The sequence below is a fragment of the Vibrio penaeicida genome, from assembly GCF_019977755.1.
GTDB classification, from domain to species: Bacteria; Pseudomonadota; Gammaproteobacteria; order Enterobacterales; family Vibrionaceae; genus Vibrio; species Vibrio penaeicida.
The window spans coordinates 779,847-800,671 of record NZ_AP025145.1 but is presented as its reverse complement, the minus strand read 5'-3'; the positions used below and the strand labels follow the sequence as shown (position 1 = coordinate 800,671).

The window sequence follows — 20,825 nt, the reverse complement described above, 5'->3', positions numbered from 1 at the left end:
AAGGTAGATATTAAATATATGAATTGAACATACGGGAGGGTTTGTTTAAATGCTGGGTGATTTAAAGGGGGTTAATAAAAGGCTGGTCTAATAATCGTAGAATGAAGTAAATATCGTGTTCTTAATAAAAGAAATGTTGGAGTAGGAAAAAATATCCCTACCCCAACTTTGTGTTTATAACATATAGGCTTGATTATTGACCGTCTGGAATCACTTGGCCATTCGCGTCTGTCGCTCTTACGTTGAAGTGTTTTTCAACACAGTTTTCGTAATCACCACTAAACCACGCACTGTATGCAGTTTGGTAGCCGACTAGCTTACAGCTGAAGCTGTGGTTCCCCGGAGTATTGGCATCCCAGCCCCACTCTTTGTCCCAGTAAATCATCATCGCGCCAGAACCATCAGTGTTAAACGCTTTCATGTCTGCGCAATCCAGTTTCTCACCTGTAATGTCTAAACCAAGCGTTGCTGTGATTTGCTTGTAGTACTTAATACGATTCGCGGCCTGAGGCGTTGTTGTGCCTTTGCCACATTCGTATGCACCGTTAATGATTTGAATGGTCGAACCGAAACCGTGCTCAATTCCCTGTGTTTTGTCTGCTGCATTTGGCTGCCAAGTACCATCTATAACATGCAACATGCTAGGTTTTGGCGGCTGTGGGTACACATAAAAGAACACCGCAGAAGCCAAGTTCAGCCATGTATCAGCCACTAAAGCAGGATTTTTAAGCAGTACATCTTTATCGCCAAACATGGCTTCAGAGAACGGACCGTAGTTGTAGTTCCAACTTAGCTGTTTTGCACCACGTCCAAAGTAACTTTTTTGCGGTGCACATGGCCAACGTTCACCCTGCCAGCCCGTACAAGCATTGTAGGTTCCGTTGTAAACGTCTTCAGATTTGTAACGCTCACGCAGGAAGTACAAACCTTGACGCCATTCAGGGTTCCCTTTCGCACCGTCCCAACCAGGAGCGTGTGCCCCTGTTTCCTGAACAAAGTGCGCAAACATGGTGGCAAGCGAACGCTTACAGATTTCGTCTGAATTTCTGCCGTCGGTATAAGTTCGGCAGAACGCTGGGAATTTGGCTATGCCTTTTAATAAATTGACGTAAGTGTACTTTTCATTACGAATTGGGAATAAGAAGTCCCACATCGCTTCATTCACTACTGATTCAACTCTTTGTACGTTTTCTGGGTTTGTTGAAAGAAGTGGCGATACCGCTTCAACAGATGCGTTGTCCAACGTTTGGATATCAGCACGAACCAATTCAAACAGTGGAGTGCTTGTTAAACTGGTTTCACGTGCCAGTAATTCAGAGCGTGGCATCAGGTAGCCACCTTTGCCGTCTGGAATCACAGTTTTCCCGTTTGGATCAGGTTTCGGCGGATCAATTGGATCAACAGGTGGTTTGCCATCACAAGGTACTTCTGTCCAAAACCAAGCACTGGTTCCTGGAGAATCCCATGCACCAGGGCTGTTTTTCGCTTCATAACAAATGTTGTTATGAATGACGACATCGCCATTCGTTACTGTTGTCTTACCCGGTTCCCACGTGATAATCGGTGGCGCAGCAGCCAAAGCGACCGATGAGAATGAAAGTGCTAACGTTAAAGACCCTATTAAACGTTTCATTGAATTTCCTTCTTTCAAATAATTCGAAAATAAGCGTAGAACCAACATTTGCATTCGATGTCATAAGAAAGAAGTGTTTTTATAGTTTGCGAGCTAATTCATCAAATGAAACAACCCTCATAATAATTGCCATGTGATTTTGTGAGATTCAGTCAGTTTTTTCCTTATAGAATCATGCATTCGGTAATATTATTCAAACAATGAGGTCTATTAATTAAAATGAAAAACTCAACAATTACCCTCTAATATTTTGATGTAAAAACTTTGATAAAAATGTTTATTTTATAAACATAAAATATTATAAATATTAATATCAACATCAAGCGAAAGTTGTTATAAATCAATTTAATACTTTACTGTCATTAATATCAATTACAAATTTCATTCCTTTATTTGCTGTACACCATATTTTTAATATTTTTATTTCGCTTCGCGAATTAAACGATTGAAAGTCTCTTGATAATTTCACTAAATAGGAAGTAGGAATGAGTTTGCAATGACAAGCTCATCAATATTATCAGGTTTATTCTGGTAACAGGATTAAGTAGTAGCCTGACATTGTTTCAACACGTATGAAAACATAAAGGATTGAGTTTTGAACTTTAAAGTAACTGCTTTGACCATGGCTCTAGCCCTTGCTAGTTCTGGCGTTTACGCTCAAACACAACAAGGTCTTCAAGCCACCGCTGATTCTCTGAATGTATCCACTTCACTTGTGGTTAACCAACCTGCAGACTCGAAAGCAGAATGTCCTTGGGGACTTTGCTACCGTGCTGAAGTAACGATCACAAACACAAGCACCAATGCTGTAAATACAGATTGGGATATGTATTTCTCAAGTATTCATCGCGTATTAGATACGCGTGGAGATTTATTTACTATTACTCATATCGATGGTGATTTGCATCGCGTTTCTCCAACTGCAAAATTTAAAGGCTTGCAACCTGGCGAATCTGTAACTGTTGAATATGATGCAGAGTACTGGCAGATCGTAAATAGCGACTTCATGCCAAACTACTATATTTCTTCTGAAGGTTTGGAAGGTGTTTTAATTAAAAACACAGCTGTTAAAGAAGCGGATACTGGCTTCGAAGATCTCTCTGGTTTCTTAACGCCAATTAGCAACAACCCTGCAGATACAGATCAATGGCGTCGTTTCGCTGGCGACCAAACTAACGTTGCAACAACTCAATCTCGTTTTGATAAAAACTCAGACGTTGCCGATCTAGGCCAGTCTGCGGTTTCTGCTTCCATTATTCCTACGCCTGTTGAATTAACCATTCAAACTGGTTCTATCGATATTGCTGATGGTCTTAACCTAAAAGTGGTTAACAACGCAGTTCGCGCTGACCAAGTTGAAGCCGTGAACGCTCGTCTTTCCCAACTTGGTGTAACAACCAACGCCGGTGTGGAAGTTAAGTTAATCAGCAACGCTGGTCACCAAGCATTTATCGGTCGTGAAGCGAAAGGTGCTTACACACTACAAGTTGATGCAAGTGGCGTAACCATTGTTGGTCGTGATAACTACGGTGTATTCAACGGACTTCAATCACTGGCTTCACTCGTGACTGTAGGCAGTACTGAACTTCCAAAAGTAACAGTAGATTACGATGCACCTCGCTTCGACTACCGCGGCATGCATATGGATGTTTCTCGTAACTTCCAAACTAAAGAGCAGGTTCTTAAGTTCCTAGACCAAATGGCTGCTTACAAGATGAACAAATTCCACTTCCATCTAGCAGATGATGAAGGCTGGCGTTTGGAAATCCCTGGGCTTCCTGAGCTAACAGATGTTGGTGCAAAACGTTGTCACGATTTAGACGAAACAACTTGTCTTCTTCCTCAGTTAGGTTCTGGTCCTGATCAAGCTGCAGAAAAGCAATACTACTCTGTAGCGGATTATGCAGAAATCGTAGCATACGCACACGCTCGTAATATCCAAGTCATCCCATCTATGGATATGCCTGGTCACTCCAAAGCAGCAGTTGTTGCAATGGAAGCACGTTACAATACTTATGCAGCACAAGGCGATTTGGTGAAGGCTGAAGAGTACTTGCTAACTGACCCAGATGACACAACTAAGTACTTCTCTGTTCAAAACTACACAAACAACACCATCAACCCATGTATGGAGTCTAGCTTCAAGTTCATGGATAAAGTGATTGGCGAGATCGTTAACCAACACCGTGATGCTGGTCAGCCTCTTACTGATTACCATATCGGTGCAGATGAAACAGCGGGCGCTTGGGTAGAGTCTCCTCTATGTAAAGAGATGTTTGCGGTTGAGTGGAACGGTATCAACAACGTTGATGACCTTGGTCCTTACTTCATCCAACGTATTAGCTGGATCCTAGAGAAATACAGCCTAACTCTGGCTGCATGGAACGATGGATTGAAGCACGGCGAATACATCAACCCGCATACATTGGCAGGTGAAGGAACGTCGGCTTACGCATGGAGCACATTGTTCTGGGGTGGCGCAGACGAAACACACACTATCGCTAACACAGGTTACGAAGTGGTTGTTTCATCTCCAGATTCCACTTACTTCGACTTCCCATACGAAGTTGACCCTGCGGAGCCAGGATACTACTGGGGTTCTCGTGAAACTGATACTCGTGAAGTATTTGGATTCATGCCTGAAAACCTACCTGCAAACTCTGAAACAATGCTTGACCGTATGGGCGCTCCAATGGAGTACGCTGCTGGCGGTGTTGCACTGAACAGAAGCTTCAAAGGTATTCAAGGTCACCTATGGTCTGAAACAATCCGTACAGCACGTCAACAAGATTACATGGCATTCCCACGTGTTCTTGCAATGGCTGAGCGCGCATGGTCTAAAGCTGATTGGGAATTGGATTACAATGCATCTACCACGTTCAAGTCTAACGTTGATGGATTTGTAGGTACTTCTCACGTGGATACAGCAACACGTGATGCTGAGTGGGAAACCTTTGCAAACGCATTGGGCTACAAAGAACTTGCGAAACTTGACCAGGCTGGCGTTTACTACCGTCTACCTGTACCAGGTGCGAAAATCGAAGCAGGTAAATTGGTTGCTAACTCTAGCTTCCCTGGTGTAACTATCCAGTACTCTGAGGATGGCACAACTTGGGCTGACTACGATGCATCTAACCAACCATCTGTAACTGCGGGCGTTAAAGTTCGTACCGTTGCAACAAATGGTCGTGTTGGTCGCTCTGTAGAAGTGAAGTAATTGAAAACACATACAGCCGTAAACTAATACTTGTTTATGGTCTGAAATAATCAAAAGCCCTTTAGATTTATGCTAAAGGGCTTTTTAGTTGGAATAAATTGGGTAATTCAGTTTTCAAAACAGTGCACGAATGTAAAAGCGCGTTTTACGCACAAACCTTAAAGCCTGCCGCTTTTTTAGCTATATACATTTTTTTATCTGCATTATGAATTAACGCATCAACGTCAGTATCTCCATCTTCGCCATGTTGGGCGATACCGATACTTAGAGAGTATTTGGGGAATTCCTTTTTAAACTGTTCGATCAAGCTTTCGACAAACTTCACTGCTTTAGAAGCTCGGCAATTGATCATTGCTAAACAAAATTCATCTCCTCCTTGGCGACAAGCAATGTCATAATCAGACGGAAGTTCTGACAGTAAGAAGCCAATGTGCTTTAACACTCTATCCCCTTCTTGGTGTCCATGATCGTCATTAATTCCTTTGAAATCATCAACATCTAAGTACACAACAGAAACCGACGTACGATTTTGCTTCGACAGTAACAGTGCTTTTCTTAATGAATCGCGGAATGCTCGAGAGTTATAAAGTTCAGTTAATGGGTCTCTGTTCGCGAGTGCCGTTAAATTCTCTACTTTCAATTCTAGAGTTTTTACATAAGTATCGGTTTTTGCCTTAATATCTTGCATTTCATCCATTAACCCACCTATGTAAGTATCTAGAATCCATGACGTATCGAATGCAATGAGTTTACTGACGCAGTTAATCGTTGATTGTCTTTCGTTTGCGTTTTCTATGATTGTTTCTAACTTGTTGGATATGCATCGAATCAGAAAACGTTCTGCCGATAGAAAATATTTGGGTTCTACCCCAATACGCTTGTGGACGAGACCAATTCGAAGCCGGTTGTTAACGTATTCAGAATCATAAAAACCCGAAAACAGGTCGAGGATGTATCGATGTAACCCAGTTTTAAGTCGGTTAAAAGTTTCACTGTCGCCAATTAAACGGGGGACATATTCATCTCGAACCAAGAGATCGTAAAACTCACCAATTAAGTCGTGGACATGAGGCTCTATTTTTCTGCGATAGGCATGAAGCTTTTCCAATTCGAGATCAGATAACTCAAACAATCTCTTACGCAAATTTACTTCCAGTTCAGTTACCTGAAATTGTTCGTAAAGTGATTGTTGAATTCGTCTATCCATAGCAGCTACAAAAACGTTGAAGATGTAAACATTGTAGTCAAAGAATGCTGATAGCACAGAAAACGGCTCCATTTCAGGAGCCGTTGCATTCATTCTAGCAGTGTTATTGCCTACTCTAGGCAGTGGATAGTAGCCGCCACTTACGGTGTGATAACAAGCTGCGCCCCTAGCCCACTTTCTCGGCTAGAAAAAGCGACATCCGATTTATCACTGGCGTTACCTTTGTTTTCAACCGACAAGCTCAGCGACGTGCCTTGGAGTAAATCAGACACATCCACTTCAATCCACGAGTTTTTGTCTGCGGGTTGCAGTTGAATTTGTGAACCAATTTTTGCTTCTGAAGGTAAATTAGACCACGTTACGTTGCTTTCTTGCCATTGACTGTTTGCTAAGCGAGATACCGTAAGGGTGCGGTTAGCGTCTGTGTTCACATTTTTCACGTGAAGTCGCAATGTCGCTTTGGACGAAGGTGAAATGTCTTGTGTCGACAAATCAAACTTAAAGACAGCTTTACGGCTGTAATTCAATCCATCCTTTTTAACGGTGAGGTAACTGTTTACACCATAGCTGTTACTAGCGTACATTCCGTCTCGAACAAACGCGTCTGCGCTTACATTGACCGTAGCTGGTTGAACAATGACAGGGGCATTAAAATCCACATTTACACTCTGTCCAAGCTGATTTGCATTTCCAAACGTGTACACGGTGGTCGATTTAGAAGATGTCCCATTATTGAAAGTAATACCTACTCCGGTACTGGCTCCCGGTGTAGATAGCGTGATTTTCTCAACAGGACCCGATTGATCAACCAGCACAACACTTGGTTTTGTCACCGTTACTGTCGAGCCATTCGTCAGTTCCAACGAACCTGCATTGTGGAAAACAATTCCAGTTACGTTTAACCCGTTATGACGAACCGCTTGGATCGAGGAAGTATTACTCAATACAGCAACCGGAATGGCTGACGCGTATTGCTCGGTCTGAGACACAGTCTTATTCGGAGCGACAATGTATTGATAGGTCGCATTGGTAGGCTGCCAACTGTGTCCAATGCGCAACATGAACACATCATCAGTCACGACTTTGTCTTCTCCTCCCGTATTTATGGTTCGCCAGTTACCCGTCTTGGTCTCATTGTCCATGTGACCGTACCAACGATCTGGGAAGATATAGCCTACATTGTCATGGTGTACCCAGCCCGACTCTACCAGCTTACGACTGCCTTTTGTGTAGGTTTGACCATCTACGGTAACGGGTCCTCTTAATCGTGTCTGATTGACTGTGGTGCTCACGTATTTTTCGTGAGTCGAAGAGATACCTGCACCAAGCGCAACTAGCTCATCGTTAAAGCTAAACCACGCTTTTTTGGCTTGGGTGTTCTGGATATTCATATCCATTACAGAGACACCATATTTCCCATTAGAAACACCGCCAACAAACGTAGTTCGTTGTTCGATTTGTCCCCAATCTTTTGGTTTAGGCGCGATATTTGGTGATGTTACACCGGGTACAAGCGCCCAGTCCCAAACAGGGAAAATATTGTGGTACTCATCGCCTGTTTGCATAATGAATGTGCTACCAAAACCGAGCCAATAGCCCAGCAAGTTTTCACCATTGCCCGCTTCGGTTGGCTCTATTCGGGCGGAGTTCATCTTAATACCAATGAAATGCTCAGGGCCCACTTTCGTCGAGTAGTCTGAACGCCAGAATGATTTGAAACCGTTTAACCCTGAACTTCCACCTTGAATGTGCTGTTTAAACGCATTTGCTTCACTGGCACGCTGTGGATCTAGCGCGGCAATATAGTCGGTTTGTTTAATCAACTTGGACATATTCGGCGTCACTTCTCGCGCAATTCCACGTCCCATTGCATTGTAATCGAGCGTGCCTTTACTGTTAGACCAACGCACACCTTCTAGAAAATAGTTGGCCAATAGTTCATGGCTTTGAGCTGAGAATTTCCAAGAGAGATCGCGAACTTGGTATGCCCAGAAAGACGCCGTACCAAAGAACACTTCTCCGTAACCACGAGTGTACAGCTGTGGACCATGCTGCTGGAAAGAGAAATCGGCTTGAATGCCCTCTTCACTGGTAACCACAATGGTTTCTTCAATACCATCTAACCCTCTTCCTACTTGGGCGGAGTCGCCATTTAGCAATCCTCCCCAAATCACGCCTTTGGAAAGGTCGGTTCGGTTAGCACCTGTTTTGCTAGGGCTAGACGGCATGTCCTGTGCGATTTTAGTCGCCAGATTGGTAGGCAGTTGCTCGCCAAGCATCATGGCAACTGGTCCCAAGCGGAGTTGCTTACCAATATCGTTCCACCACCAATTGTCATTGACTGGGTTAATGGCATACCAATGGTTTAAACCATTAATGACGGCTTGATATGCTTGTGGATTGACATTCAAATAGTGCGCTGCTGCTAGTGCTTTTAGTCGATCTAAATGCTGGCGAATCGGTTTTTCTTCCGTAGCCATTATGCTGTAATCGATATCGGGCCAGCTACCATCGCTGTTTTGGGTTGAGATGTATTGTTGAACCAAACCCGATAGAGTTTCACCTTTACTTATTGCAGATGCAGATTCCTGATCGGCATAATCGGGGGCGACACGCTGCTTTAAGGTGGAAATATCATTCGCAAATGCCAGCTGACTAGCCAGTAAAACAGGCACGATACAAATGTGTTTTATGTACTTGGAGGCGAGTGTATTTATCATTAGTGCTTCCTGATTTGTAGGGTACATTGGTGCTGAATTCCCAAAAGAAAACAGCCTAAGAAGCCAACTTGTTTCGATTTAATTTTATGAAGTTATATATTGTTATCTCATGCCAATACTGCTGGCTTGAGTTCAATCGAGACACTATCAAACACAATAAAGAAACGCCATTTCAAAATATAAAAAATGGAATTTTGATCTTGATTGAGTTGCGTTTTGTGATGTAACTCATCTCGCCTATGAGACAGAATAATGAGCAATTTTTAGGCGGAAAATGTAAGCAAGCTCAGGAATGAGCTTGCTTGAAAAGACGATCGTTGATGGTTAATTAATTATCAAAACCAACGCCACTCATAAGGTTTAAGTTGAATTAACCTAAGGTTGCCTAAATGATCCAGCACTTCTAAGGACTGGGGTTCATCACTGAAGTTAACGGCGGCCGCTTTACCAGTTTCAGGGAAATAAGCACAGTCAACATCTGGATGCGAAGACAACCACGCATGCTCACCATTTTCATTCTGTCCTAACCAGACCAGAACATGCTGAAGTAATCGAGCGTTATCCATCGAAAAAGGTAGATTACCAAGATACACCGCGCGCCCTTGCCCATACTCGCGTGCCGTTAACGCCAAATGCTGCCCTTGCGCAGCAATTACATCAATATCATCTGCTTGAGGGTACACGTAGCTTGGGTTACCAAAGTCCATACTGCCGTTTAGCTGTTTGAACAAGTAGTGATCTCGGTTTACCTGAACAGGCATGGCGACACGTCCCATTGTAAGTGCCGTTTCCTTTTCCAACCCAAATACATCACCCAGCTGGAAGTATCGCCCGTTTTTTTGATACGCAGAAGGATCGCATACGCCCAATAGCCCGCCACCTTGCGCGACAAATTTACGCAATGCCACCAGCACTTCTGGTTTGTCCCAGTGTTCTCCCCCACTCCATGCTGAGTTCGCATCACCTGTGTTGATGATGACTTTGATGTCACTAGAGATGCCTTTGTCTGCTATATCATCAAAACTGATGAATTCCACTTCAAATGGCAGACCTGACAAACACTCAAGCAAATTATTGCCAACAAACTCCATCACATCTGGACGAGGCGGGACATAGAAACGCTGGTCTCTCGCTTGGTTTTGCAGCCAACTGCGCGTTTTACCCCATGCGCTGAGTACGGCAATTTTGCCCGGAATTTTTTGTGATTCGGTTCGTTGTGTGTGTTCTAGGTATTCCCCAAATTGCGCCGAAACCTCTGTTACATGATCGATAAAGTGCGGGAATTTATTCGCAAGCGACAAGTATCCACCATAGCCAATTCTGTCTAGCGGTTTTTGCAGCATGGCTCGACGAATCTTCGTCCAGTTAGACATCGACTCAATAACCGGATCATTTCCTTCACGGAACACATCGGGGAAGAAATATGGGTAAAAACGAGCTTCGCGAACTTGGTCTCCTGATGAATCGGTTAACCTGCGCAAGGCGACACCATCTTCAACCGCACCGATATTAATATCCAAGCCAATTTTCTGATAACTCGCTAGGAATGGCTCTGTGCCTATCCAGTGATCCCCCTGGAACATGGCTGTTTTTTTACCAGCCTTATGCGCCATTTCCACCAGTTCACCAGCAAAATCCACAACAAAATCCTGCACGAAAGTCATCCAGTCTTGGTAACGCTTTGAAGGCACTTTATACGTCCCGTTGTAGTAGCCAGCATCTACAAAATCTTCCGGTGTTAATGCGTAGCCAAAACGTTCTTCAAAGTCCTGTAAAGCTCTAGGGCTAACGGTTTCTCCATAACCCGTCCAGTCTCGATAAATATCCTGATTTTTTTCGCCGGTATCGATAACAAACAAGAAAGCAAACGTCGTGAAGCGCACCACAGAGGTGTTCGGATGTGTCTCAAGCCAATGGGCAAAATGCTTGATCAAGTGTGCTCGACATTCTGGGTGATACGGGTCAAGGCTTTTAATTCTTGGACCCTTCCAGTCGTTGGTCAGTGCGTTATACATGGAAACGCTGTCCCAAACTTGGCGAGCCATAAAGGTAACGGCATATTCATGGTAGAGGGTAGCGTTACTGACAACGACTTGCTGTTTCGCCGTGTCAAATGCCCAAAGTTCAGGACTGACGACTTCGTTCGTTGTGCGATTTCGTACTTCCCACCATGTTTTGGGATCGCTGTCGTCATCAAGCTCGTATTTGTCTTTGCTGTACCCATCCAACGGCTGGATAACAATATCCTCAGACATTGCAGTAACAGGGAACGACATCAAATACTTACGATGGAGGTATTCCGGGTGCAGGTTAGCAAACTCTTGATCCGCTCGCACCAAACACATCACGGAATAAATATCGCTGTCTTGCTGCGCTAAAGAATCTGGCATCGTTGTACCATCGCTATCTCGAAGGGTATCGGCCTGCCAGCGCTGAAATAAATCCAAAACTACGTCTTCCTGACCTGTTTCAACAGGCAGGGTCATATGACCTTTACGAGAGGCATGTGTTGTCATCATAGGCTCCAAAAATACTATCGGATCAAATCTGGATGTGGGCTAAGTTATAGCCCTATAGAAAACCGCTAATAAACGGGCGGATGTCGCCCGATTTAGACTGTGTTACCAAAAAAGCTGTTACCAAAAGAACTGCTACCAGAAGAACTTTTGGTATCCGTTCGCACGCATCAAGGCTTCTAAGTAATAGTAGTCACCATAAGGCAGCATGTTGTCGCACAACCCGACCTTTACAAATGAAGCGCCGTGAGCGAGTAAACCAAGCGAGTTATGGTCTGCCGTTAAATCACAGCTATCCATCAAACCTTGGAGCATGTACATTCCCCAATCTCGATACGGTTTGGCTTCTTCCTCATCTTCAATACACTGCGCAATCAGCAGTAAACCAGCCGCTGTAATGGCACCTGCAGAACTGTCTTTATATTGAATTTCATTTGCAGGTAAAGAGTAATCCCAAACAGGGACACCATCTGGCGTAATATGCTCTACTGCGTATTTCGCCAGCTTTTTCGCCAATTCTAAGAAGTGCGTTTCGCCCGTGTACAGGTAGGTTTGTGCAAACCCATGAATCGCCCAAGACTGACCACGAGCCCAACATGACTCATCAGCATAACCTTGGAAGGTTTCACCTTTGATTGGCTCCTGAGTCACAGGGTGGAAATTGTAAGAGTGATAAGTAGAGTAATCGTCACGGACAATGTATTTAGCCAAGGTTTCACTGTGGCGCTTTGCCGCTTGCGCATACACCGGTGACCCCGTCACCTTGGAAGCCCAGAACAACAATGCCGTGTTCTGCAATGAATCGATGATTGACTTACCTTGGGTAATTTCTGGTCCTAACGGATGAGTATCATTCCACGCAACAATGTATCCGCCAATCTTTCTAAAACGATGAATCAAATGGTCCGCGGCGCGAATCGCCATCATTTTGGATTCTTCATCGCCTGTTAGATTGTAATCCGCTACGCAACTTAAGCTGTACTGGAAACCTAAATCATGATCCAGCCAAAACGGGTCAAGTAACATGTCGGCAAAGTAAGACTTACGTAGCTTGGCGCTGTTTTTAAACTGCTCTTGCGCAGTCATCTGGTAGCAAAGCCAAAGTTCACCCGTCCAGAAAGAGGACACCCAGTCAAATTGATCGCAATACTGCCATTGGTTTTCTTCAGTACCGATTTTAGGGTTTCGCTCACCGATTTTAGGGATGTTTCGTTTGATGGCTTCTACCACAACAGGTAGATGATTCAACACGCGCTGCTCATCAAGCGTTGCAGGCAGCTCCGGCAAAATAACGTTGTCAGTCATGAAGTTACTACTCTCTTATCTTTCACTTTACACAGCATCAAGTGGCGGTGTTTTTGATAAATCGAATAGTACTTGAGATCAGGGAAAGAAAAATGCAGCTCGCTCACATTTTTAAAACATCGTTTCAAAATTTAATTTAAAAATAAATTTCAACACGAGAGTAGCGAAAATCTAAAGGTTTTACCGATAATTATGTTTAGTAACTGTGATGACAAAGCAACGATGATGGTCACTCTGACCGGGATAGATTGGCTGTGTGACTAGGAAGGTCAAAGCGACTAGCTGTTATAAGTCGAATGATTCAAAAGCGTTTGGATCATTCGACTTTCAGCAGTTCAAGTAGACAGTAGACGTTACTCAGGCTCTCTTAGTGATCCCCTCATAACCTCCAAATTGCTCCATGTAATTGATCCATTTAAGCTGATTTCACCGAGACCATTTACAGAATCAGTACTCTTTCTAATAACATCCGCTAGATTTGTTTTCCTACCATTACCATCAATATGATCATGAAAACTCAATATTCTTGCTGCCAATGGTGGTAAATCTAAACCGTATGGATCGATAGGATTGGGTTTAAAAACCGACTTAGCGCCAGGTTTTGAAGAGAATATGACAGCGTTATCTTGTTGACGGTACTCAAATCTATTACCGATTTGCCGCATCACTTTACCTATGTCTGAAAGTTCGTCTGTGATAAGCGCATTATCACCCACGTAGTAAAGTTCATTTCCTTCCTTATCCCCTAGAAGCATACTAACTCTAGTAAGTGCATCAGCCATTTCATCGTTTGGGTAGCACGCATCAATAATTAGAGTAAAAGGCACGTTCGTCATGGCAATTGCATTATATAATTGTTCTACAAGAATAAGCCCATCACCCGACTCGCTGCTAGAAGGGTTATAGCTCTGTGCAGCACGTTCTGCATAGTCTTTATTGACGTTACCTTGAAGAAGTACAATTTCTCCATTTGGTAAAGACAAACCATGCCCCGTGTAGTAAACAACTAAATGGTCGACTGGGTTTTCGAGAAGATCGAGTGTCAGATCAATACTCCAGTCTAGAAGGTTGTCATCGGTAATTGGCTTTTCTTTGGAACTATTAAACTGTTTAACAAAAGCGGGGTTATAACTTTCAAAAAATTGGCTCATCAAACCAGAGGCTTCTTTGGCTTGTGGAACATTTAGAGAGCCATAGTTTTCGTAGTGAGCATTAGCGATGGTTACTGCCCCAAATGTTTTACGCGTTGTTTGATCTCGCAACACATTTTCTTCTCGGATTTCTTTCAGCCTTCTAGCGCTCAATTCATTTAACGCCAACTCTCCCTCATCAGATAAATCTGTCGCCACGCGACTTGCTTCCATTACTTCGTAAGCAAAAATAATCGGTGATTCAATTGAAAAAGAGATTTCTTTTCTCCCCTCAATATTGTCAGAAAACTTAAAAGAACCAAGCCTTGTTTTCCGCGTGTTGTAGGCTGTTTTCGACATATCAACGAGCGCTTCTATACCCGCCTCACTCAGTGCGCGAATGACATACTCAACCTTTCCTACATAGGCACGGCTGACAATGATTGGATCAATCTCTTTCTTCATTGCAGCTCGTACTAGATCGTTTGAATTTATACGCTCTTTCAATACACCAACGGGTAGCTCTGCGATGTATGCATCTTTAATGTTGAGCATGACTTCCAACTGCTCACCATTAGAAAATGCACTGTTTATTAGCGTGTTTTGCCCCGAGGCTTGAACATTAGACATATCATTCACAACCGCTTCTATGGAAAAGCGTTCGCCTTTCAGCATAGATTCATCATCTAAATTACCAGCGGTGTAAACCATAAGTGATGATCGGTTTGGTGAAAGTATTGTCCCAGGATACCGAACATTCTTAGGGGGAAGATTTAGAACTAGCTTGCTGGATTCAACATTCAAAGTTGACGCTATTGCATCCTTTAACGTTTTCTTTTGTATGTTCCCTATTAAAGAAACGACAATTCCGATTATTGCTGTTATACAAAAAATAATAATTGTTGCTTTCTTCATGACCATTCCTTAGTCCCAGCAAATTGCCTGACAGAACTTCCAAAAAAGTTCTGTATTTTATTGCCTTGCTTGAATTTCGTGCAATAAGCGAAGTTTATTTGATCAAAATATCCACCACAAATACGACCCTTTAAAACTAACCCAAACTCACAAAACAAAAACAACGCGCAATTATCATGATGTTTTGATAAAACCAAAAAAGGCTAAAGAATCCTATCTTTAGCCTTGTCTTGCTCCTCAGCCTTGTCTTACCGAGGCTGTTCGTTTAAACAACTATTCGGGTTGATATTGCTGAGAGTTGAATTTGGTTTGATTGGAGAGCACAAGTAAAAACAACACCACCATAAGTGACGCTGCAAACCAAAATGGTAAGCTTTGATTAGTTTGGTATAGAACCGTGGCAACAATCGGTACCACAATGGAAGATAGCCCTTGAACAGCAGAGATGGTTCCCGCCGCTGCACCTTGTTCATCCTCTCCAACTGAGTTTGCAGTGATCGCTTGTATCGCCGGAAACAGAAGCCCTATCCCTATCGCCATAAATACATATCCTAGAATAAGGACAACAGCCGATTGTGCAAACGATGAAATGCACAAACCAGCGAGCGCAGCTAAGGGACCGATCATGCAACTTTTAAGCAGCAAGTCACTCTTACTTTTGGCTAAAAAGCCTTGGGTAATAACCAGTGTGACTCCAGTAATGGTTAAAACAATGCCTGAAAGTTGCGCCGTTTCTTCTGCTGTGTCGCGGATACGATCTAAGACAAAAAAGCCAATGATGATTTGGGCGGTAATAACGGCAAACATGCAAAAGAACATGGCTAACGCAGGGAAACGTAAGCGGGCATCAAAAAAGCTGATGGTGCTCTCTGAAGGTGCGACACGTGCTTTCGTTTCAGGTAGTAGAAGCTTAATAAATACCCACGCAATAACTGGCAATGCCGCCAATACATACAAAGGCAGTGTAAGGGAGTACTGTGACAACCACCCACCCAACGCAGGGCCTGCAACCAAACCTATAGCACTTGCTGCCCCAATGCTTGCCATTGCGCTTTGTCGCTCTTCAGCATTGGTGATGTCCGCAACGAACGCCGAACTAACAGGTGTAATAGCCGCTAAAAATAAGCCAACCAACGCGCGAGCGATTATCATACCCACAAGGATAACAAACGTGTTAAACGTTTCTTGTAATGATAAATCTAACCATACCGTCATCAATATAAAGGAGATGGCGTAACCGAAAGTGGCTATCAGCAACACAGGCTTTCGTCCTTTCTTGTCACTGATGGAACCCCATTTTTTTGCACTGAGTAGCCAAGTGATGCCCGACATAGCCACCACCAGTCCACCATGCCATTCCAGCAAACCTACTTCTCGAATGATAGGACCGATCACTGGAATGATGGACATCATTGCAGTCATGCAAACCGCGTTTAATATAAATAATTGCTTGAGGGGGCTCATAATAGGGATTTCCGAATCAATACGTCAAAATACATCCCGTTGAATATACAAGTTATAAATTTTGATTAAAAGACTTAATAGTAAGGATTATCATTATCACTTAAGATTGAGATCAAATTGGGGTATTCGACCACGATAATCCTGCACTAATTCACCAAGACCTTGCTCCAATCAAAGTGAGCAGAATCTTCATACCATTCTGGTCAGTTTCTACGCCACTCCGCTGCCTTGCTGTTTTTAACGCGATCTGAACAAGGGAGATACGGTTTAATATCGAGGATGGGGAAAGTTTTTCAATCTCGCCCTACTCTATTTGGAAAGACACACAAGTGTTACCGCAATCCGTTCAGATTATTCTAGCTTTGGTTTGCTTTTCAAATCGGGTTTTGGAGAAAGGAATGTGGGATTCGAAGGACTATTGAACTCGATTCAAAAAAGATTTTAGAAGAAAGAAAAGGCTAAACAACTAATTCTTCGGCCTTTTCTGCAATACGGGTGTCTCTTTAAACGTTGTGTTTATTTTATAAGCATAATTGATGTTGCACCATGATACGACCAGCTTTCACAGGAATCTGTGAACCAGAGTTTAATTTTATTTCCACTAACTAACGCTGACATTGCAGTACTATAGGCCCTTCCTCTGCGAGCGTCCGTATCTGACTTAAACATCCATTTGTTCGCTACGCATGAATTCGTATAAACTGAGCCACCGCTTGTCTGAATAACAATGAGGTCTGTTTTACCTTCAGTAAAAACCGACTCAACAGTTAGTGGCTCAGTCCACCCTTGAGCAAATGAACTGGCTGACAGAACAAACAGAGAAGCACACAATAATTTTTTAAACATTGAACCACCTAAATTACATATTTGATTGACGAAATTTGAAAATAATTGTACCGAGAGCGAACAGGTGCATTTCTCTGTTCGATTGTTATGTCTTATCTTGCTGAGATATAAGTAGCCTCGCACGAGTCACCATTCCCCCTAATACCAAACCTTATCGTATTCCCCGTCGTATAGACCATTAAGGCTTGAGATAAAAAAGCTGAATTTGCAGGACGATTTTTTGTGCCAAGGTAAACAATATTATGATTACCACATGTAAAATTTGATTTTGGTCCACTTCTAGGATTATCGATAAAAATATAGGCACTACCGTTTTCATCGACATTTACCCACTTTACCTCACCGGTCCAGTTTTCGATTGCAAAAGTCTGAAATGAGACGGTAAATAAAAATACGCTTAATAGTGTTTTCATAACCCTTCCTTTGATAGATATTTAACGCTTAACCTAAGCCGCAGACAATACATTAGTCACTGGCATAAAACTCTAACTGAAATAGGAAGTTAAAGGAATAATGATAAGAATTCGATTATAAAAAAGCTTACAAAATGCGACACAGTGATATCGTTTTGATAGCTAGTTAGACGCTTACTGCACACCTTATTTCATCGAAACTTGAACAATAGGTTATTTTAATCGGCTTGCTAGCTTTGATGTTTTCTCAAGCCAAGATTGCCTTATTTCAAAATTAGAACCGATAACGGGTCCAAAATACGTTACAGAGCGATTTTTAATTCCTGAAAAATCTAAAATTTCCTTCTTTACATGTTTATAAATCAAATTGCCTTTAACGTACTTATACCAAAATGGTGGCGTGTCTAATGTAACGACTAACTCCGAACTGCGACCCGATAAAAGCTTTTCCGGGAAAGACTTACCTTTTACATATCGAAATGCAAAGTTGGGTAGAAACACTCTATCTATCAGCCCCTTAAACTTTGCTGGTAAAGACCCCCACCAGACAGGCGTGACAATAACAATATGTTCAGACCAAAGAACGAGCTCTTGAAACTGCTGTAAATCAGGCTCTAAGCAAAGCATTTGGTCATATCCTTGCTCTAAGTTCATTTCAAAGTTCATATCACGGACATGAACTTGTTTAACCTCATGCTCTAGTGCAGCAGTTTCTGCATAGTTTTCTGCTATAGATGCACAGAAGCTTTCTCGTTTTGGGTTTGCATTTATGACCAGTACTTTTTTCATTATATGAATTCCTTACGTTAAGAAAGTACAGTCTAAAGTCTTACCTATAGGTGAGAGTCAACCCCTTCAATGCAAATAGTGATGGATTCACGATATTGCACAAGTCGATCTCTTTGCTCTACGAGCTGCTGGATTTGAAGTTCAATGTCTTTTTGCTTTTCAATTAGGAAATCCCTGACGGTTTGCCAATCAAAATTGTCTTTGTCGTCTTTCAAATCGACAATTTCTGAAAGCTTGATCCCCAGAGTCTGCGCCTCTTTGATCATTTTTATCAGGTTGACGTTAGTTTCGGTGTAAATTCGGTACTTTCCTGAACGAGAAACCGTCAGTAAACCCAACGATTCATAAAGCCTGATCGCTCTCTGAGTGGCTCCTGATAATTCGGATGCTTCTTTTATATACAATTCAAACCCCAGCTTTTCGTTGCTCGCTCTAAGTTACTGACTAAAATAACAAAACCATTCCATATTGGTACAGAAGTTTAGAAAAATGGCAGCGGTGAGATCGCAGTAAGAGAGCCTTTTTTATTTGTCGTAAACGATACCAATGGTCGAAATGACAAAATCTACCAACCGAAATAAGCAACAAAACACCCACACCATTAAGCAACTCCCTCCATTTTCACCGCTCAATTTCTGAGCAACAGTTCACAGTTGGCCACAAACCTGTATGACAGGTTTTCGGTTATTGGCGGATGGTAGCCATACAAATTGCAGAATTTTGAGTGCGAATTTCCGTTATTGCCATGAATTACATCGAAACCACAAACAGCAGCTTAGTGAGCGAAGCGATTGGAGAAATCACCACTTTTATGAGGGGGGCGGATTTGTCGCCCGGTGATAAGTTACCCAGCGAATCTTACTTTGCACGCGAGCTGAACAAATCCAGAACCGTGGTGCGAGAAGCGTTTCGCTCTTTGGCGGCGTTGAACCTGATCAAGCTGAACGCGGGAAAACGGGCTGAAGTGGCGGCGCTGGATTACTCCACCATTTCACCGGTGATTGAGCACGGCATTCATACTGAACAGATTTCCGTTCAGCAGGTGTACGACGTAAGACGAACCATTGAAATGCGCACTGCCACGTTAGCGGCTTTAAGGCGAAGTGACACGCAGGCAGAAACCATTCTTTTTCACGCTAAATCCATGATGGCGCACCGTGATAACCCAGAGCACATCATGAATCACGATATCGCATTCCACCAGACTATCGCCATGGCTTCCTGCAACCCTATTTTCGCGTTGATGATTGGTGCGTTTGAAGGGGTCACTAAACTGACATGGCCGGTAGGGTGGAAAAGCCGAGAGTCGCAAGACAAACAAGAATTTATGCTGAATGTTCACCTTGCGATTGCCGAAGCCATAAGAGATGGCAACCCACAAGAAGCCAATAAGCAAATGGCACTTCACTTTGATGAAAGTGTTCGAGCTCTGCTGGAAGCGGGCATTCAATAAAGGTTAGGTAGGATATGAAAATTACCCAGCTTGAAACCATTACTGTCGCAGAACACCCGAACTTGCTTTGGGTTCAAGTTTATACTGATGTCGGACTTGTTGGATTAGGAGAAACGTTTTTTAGCGCAAAAGCGGTCGAAGCGTATGTTCATGAAACGTTAGCGCCTCTGGTGTTGGGGCAAGATCCCCGTCAGATTGATCGACTCAACCAGTCCATTTCCACATACTTAGGCTTTCGCTCGACAGGCGTTGAAACACGCGGTAATTCCGCTTTCGACATTGCCCTTTGGGACTTGTTTGGCAAGCTAACGCAACAACCCGTCGCCCAGCTTCTTGGTGGTTTCTCCCGAAATGAAATTCGAACCTACAACACGTGCGCAGGTATCGAATACATGAAAGAAGCCAAAGGGCAGCGAACCGAAAACTACGGGCTGGCAGGAAAAAAACATAAATACGACGACCTGAATGGGTTTCTGCGCAGGGCAGATGAGCTGGCAGAATCTCTGCTGGATGACGGCATCACCGCAATGAAGATCTGGCCCTTTGATATGGCGGCAGAAAAAAGCCGTGGGCTGTCGATCTCCAAATCTGATCTGAAACAGGCGTTAATTCCGTTCGAGAAAATTCGTAAAGCGGTGGGCGACAAAATCGACATCATGGTGGAATTTCACTCCATGTGGCAGTTGTTGCCTGCCATGGAAATCGCACGAGAGCTGGCAGAGTTCGATACCTACTGGCATGAAGACCCCATCAAGATGGAAAATCTCGACGATTTGAAACGTTATGCCAGCGCATCAAAGGCACCAATATGCGCATCTGAAACGCTCGGGGGGCGCGCCGCATTTCGTGACTATTTGCAAACGGGTGTAGCCGGAATCGTCATGCTCGATGTGAGCTGGTGTGGCGGTCTTTCCGAAGCCAAAAAAATTGCGACCATGGCAGAAACGTGGCACTTGCCTGTTGCTCCACACGATTGCACAGGTCCTGTCGTACTCACGGCTTCGACCCACCTGTCACTCAATGCGCCCAACGCCCTAATTCAAGAGAGTGTACGCGCGTATTACAACACTTGGTATCAAGATTTAGTCACGGCGTTACCCGCCGTCAATAACGGCACCATTACTGTGCCGCAGGGAGCCGGTTTGGGGATAGAACTCAATCCCGATCTCGATAAGGCGTTTACCGTTTCACGCCGATTCAGCAAACGGTAGCAAGTT

13 protein-coding genes are annotated in these 20,825 nt (G+C 43.4%); 3 read left to right on the top strand and 10 right to left on the bottom strand.

Going from position 1 to position 20,825, the window contains the following annotated elements:
• Window positions 1–193: 193 nt before the first annotated feature.
• Complete coding sequence (locus tag LDO37_RS21905; protein WP_126606634.1) at window positions 194–1,633, bottom strand: glycoside hydrolase family 19 protein; 1,440 nt, start codon at window positions 1,631–1,633, stop codon at window positions 194–196.
• 595 nt (window positions 1,634–2,228) lie between these two features.
• Here LDO37_RS21905 and LDO37_RS21900 point away from each other — a divergent pair.
• On the top strand, window positions 2,229–4,850 hold the full coding sequence (locus LDO37_RS21900; protein WP_126607554.1) for a beta-N-acetylhexosaminidase: 2,622 nt from the start codon (window positions 2,229–2,231) through the stop codon (window positions 4,848–4,850).
• A 145-nt stretch (window positions 4,851–4,995) separates the two neighbouring features.
• On the opposite strand, the gene LDO37_RS21895 is transcribed toward LDO37_RS21900, so the two are convergent.
• From LDO37_RS21895 to LDO37_RS21855, 9 genes are all read right to left on the bottom strand, one after another.
• Entirely contained in the window at window positions 4,996–6,150 is a 1,155-nt protein-coding gene (locus tag LDO37_RS21895) for a GGDEF domain-containing protein (RefSeq protein WP_126607555.1), read from the bottom strand.
• Window positions 6,151–6,197: 47 nt separating this feature from the next.
• Window positions 6,198–8,777 (bottom strand): polysaccharide lyase family 8 super-sandwich domain-containing protein, encoded by a 2,580-nt coding sequence (locus tag LDO37_RS21890; RefSeq protein WP_126607556.1) that lies wholly within the window; start codon window positions 8,775–8,777, stop codon window positions 6,198–6,200.
• 335 nt (window positions 8,778–9,112) lie between these two features.
• Entirely contained in the window at window positions 9,113–11,293 is a 2,181-nt protein-coding gene (gene gnpA, locus LDO37_RS21885; protein WP_126607558.1) for a 1,3-beta-galactosyl-N-acetylhexosamine phosphorylase, read from the bottom strand.
• A gap of 135 nt (window positions 11,294–11,428) precedes the next feature.
• Window positions 11,429–12,598 carry a glycoside hydrolase family 88 protein gene (locus tag LDO37_RS21880; RefSeq protein WP_126607557.1) on the bottom strand — a complete coding sequence of 390 codons (1,170 nt, stop codon included), beginning with the start codon at window positions 12,596–12,598 and terminating at the stop codon, window positions 11,429–11,431.
• Window positions 12,599–12,951: 353 nt separating this feature from the next.
• Window positions 12,952–14,643, bottom strand: a complete 1,692-nt coding sequence (locus LDO37_RS21875) for a caspase family protein (RefSeq protein WP_185829768.1) — start codon at window positions 14,641–14,643, stop codon at window positions 12,952–12,954.
• A 273-nt stretch (window positions 14,644–14,916) separates the two neighbouring features.
• Window positions 14,917–16,107, bottom strand: coding sequence for an MFS transporter (locus LDO37_RS21870; protein WP_126607274.1), 1,191 nt, complete (start codon window positions 16,105–16,107; stop codon window positions 14,917–14,919).
• A 938-nt stretch (window positions 16,108–17,045) separates the two neighbouring features.
• Window positions 17,046–17,366 (bottom strand): hypothetical protein, encoded by a 321-nt coding sequence (locus tag LDO37_RS21865; RefSeq protein WP_126607273.1) that lies wholly within the window; start codon window positions 17,364–17,366, stop codon window positions 17,046–17,048.
• Window positions 17,367–17,579: 213 nt separating this feature from the next.
• A complete protein-coding gene (locus tag LDO37_RS21860; protein ID WP_126609329.1) occupies window positions 17,580–18,155 on the bottom strand; it encodes an NAD(P)H-dependent oxidoreductase in 576 nt (191 codons plus the stop codon).
• A gap of 44 nt (window positions 18,156–18,199) precedes the next feature.
• Window positions 18,200–18,559 carry a MerR family transcriptional regulator gene (locus tag LDO37_RS21855; protein ID WP_224055878.1) on the bottom strand — a complete coding sequence of 120 codons (360 nt, stop codon included), beginning with the start codon at window positions 18,557–18,559 and terminating at the stop codon, window positions 18,200–18,202.
• A 320-nt stretch (window positions 18,560–18,879) separates the two neighbouring features.
• Here LDO37_RS21855 and LDO37_RS21850 point away from each other — a divergent pair, with 320 nt between their 5' ends.
• Window positions 18,880–19,608: a FadR/GntR family transcriptional regulator gene (locus tag LDO37_RS21850; RefSeq protein ID WP_224056081.1), complete on the top strand. Its 729-nt coding sequence runs from the start codon at window positions 18,880–18,882 to the stop codon at window positions 19,606–19,608.
• Between the two features lie 14 nt (window positions 19,609–19,622).
• Complete coding sequence (locus LDO37_RS21845; protein ID WP_126609331.1) at window positions 19,623–20,819, top strand: mandelate racemase/muconate lactonizing enzyme family protein; 1,197 nt, start codon at window positions 19,623–19,625, stop codon at window positions 20,817–20,819.
• Window positions 20,820–20,825 lie beyond the last annotated feature (6 nt).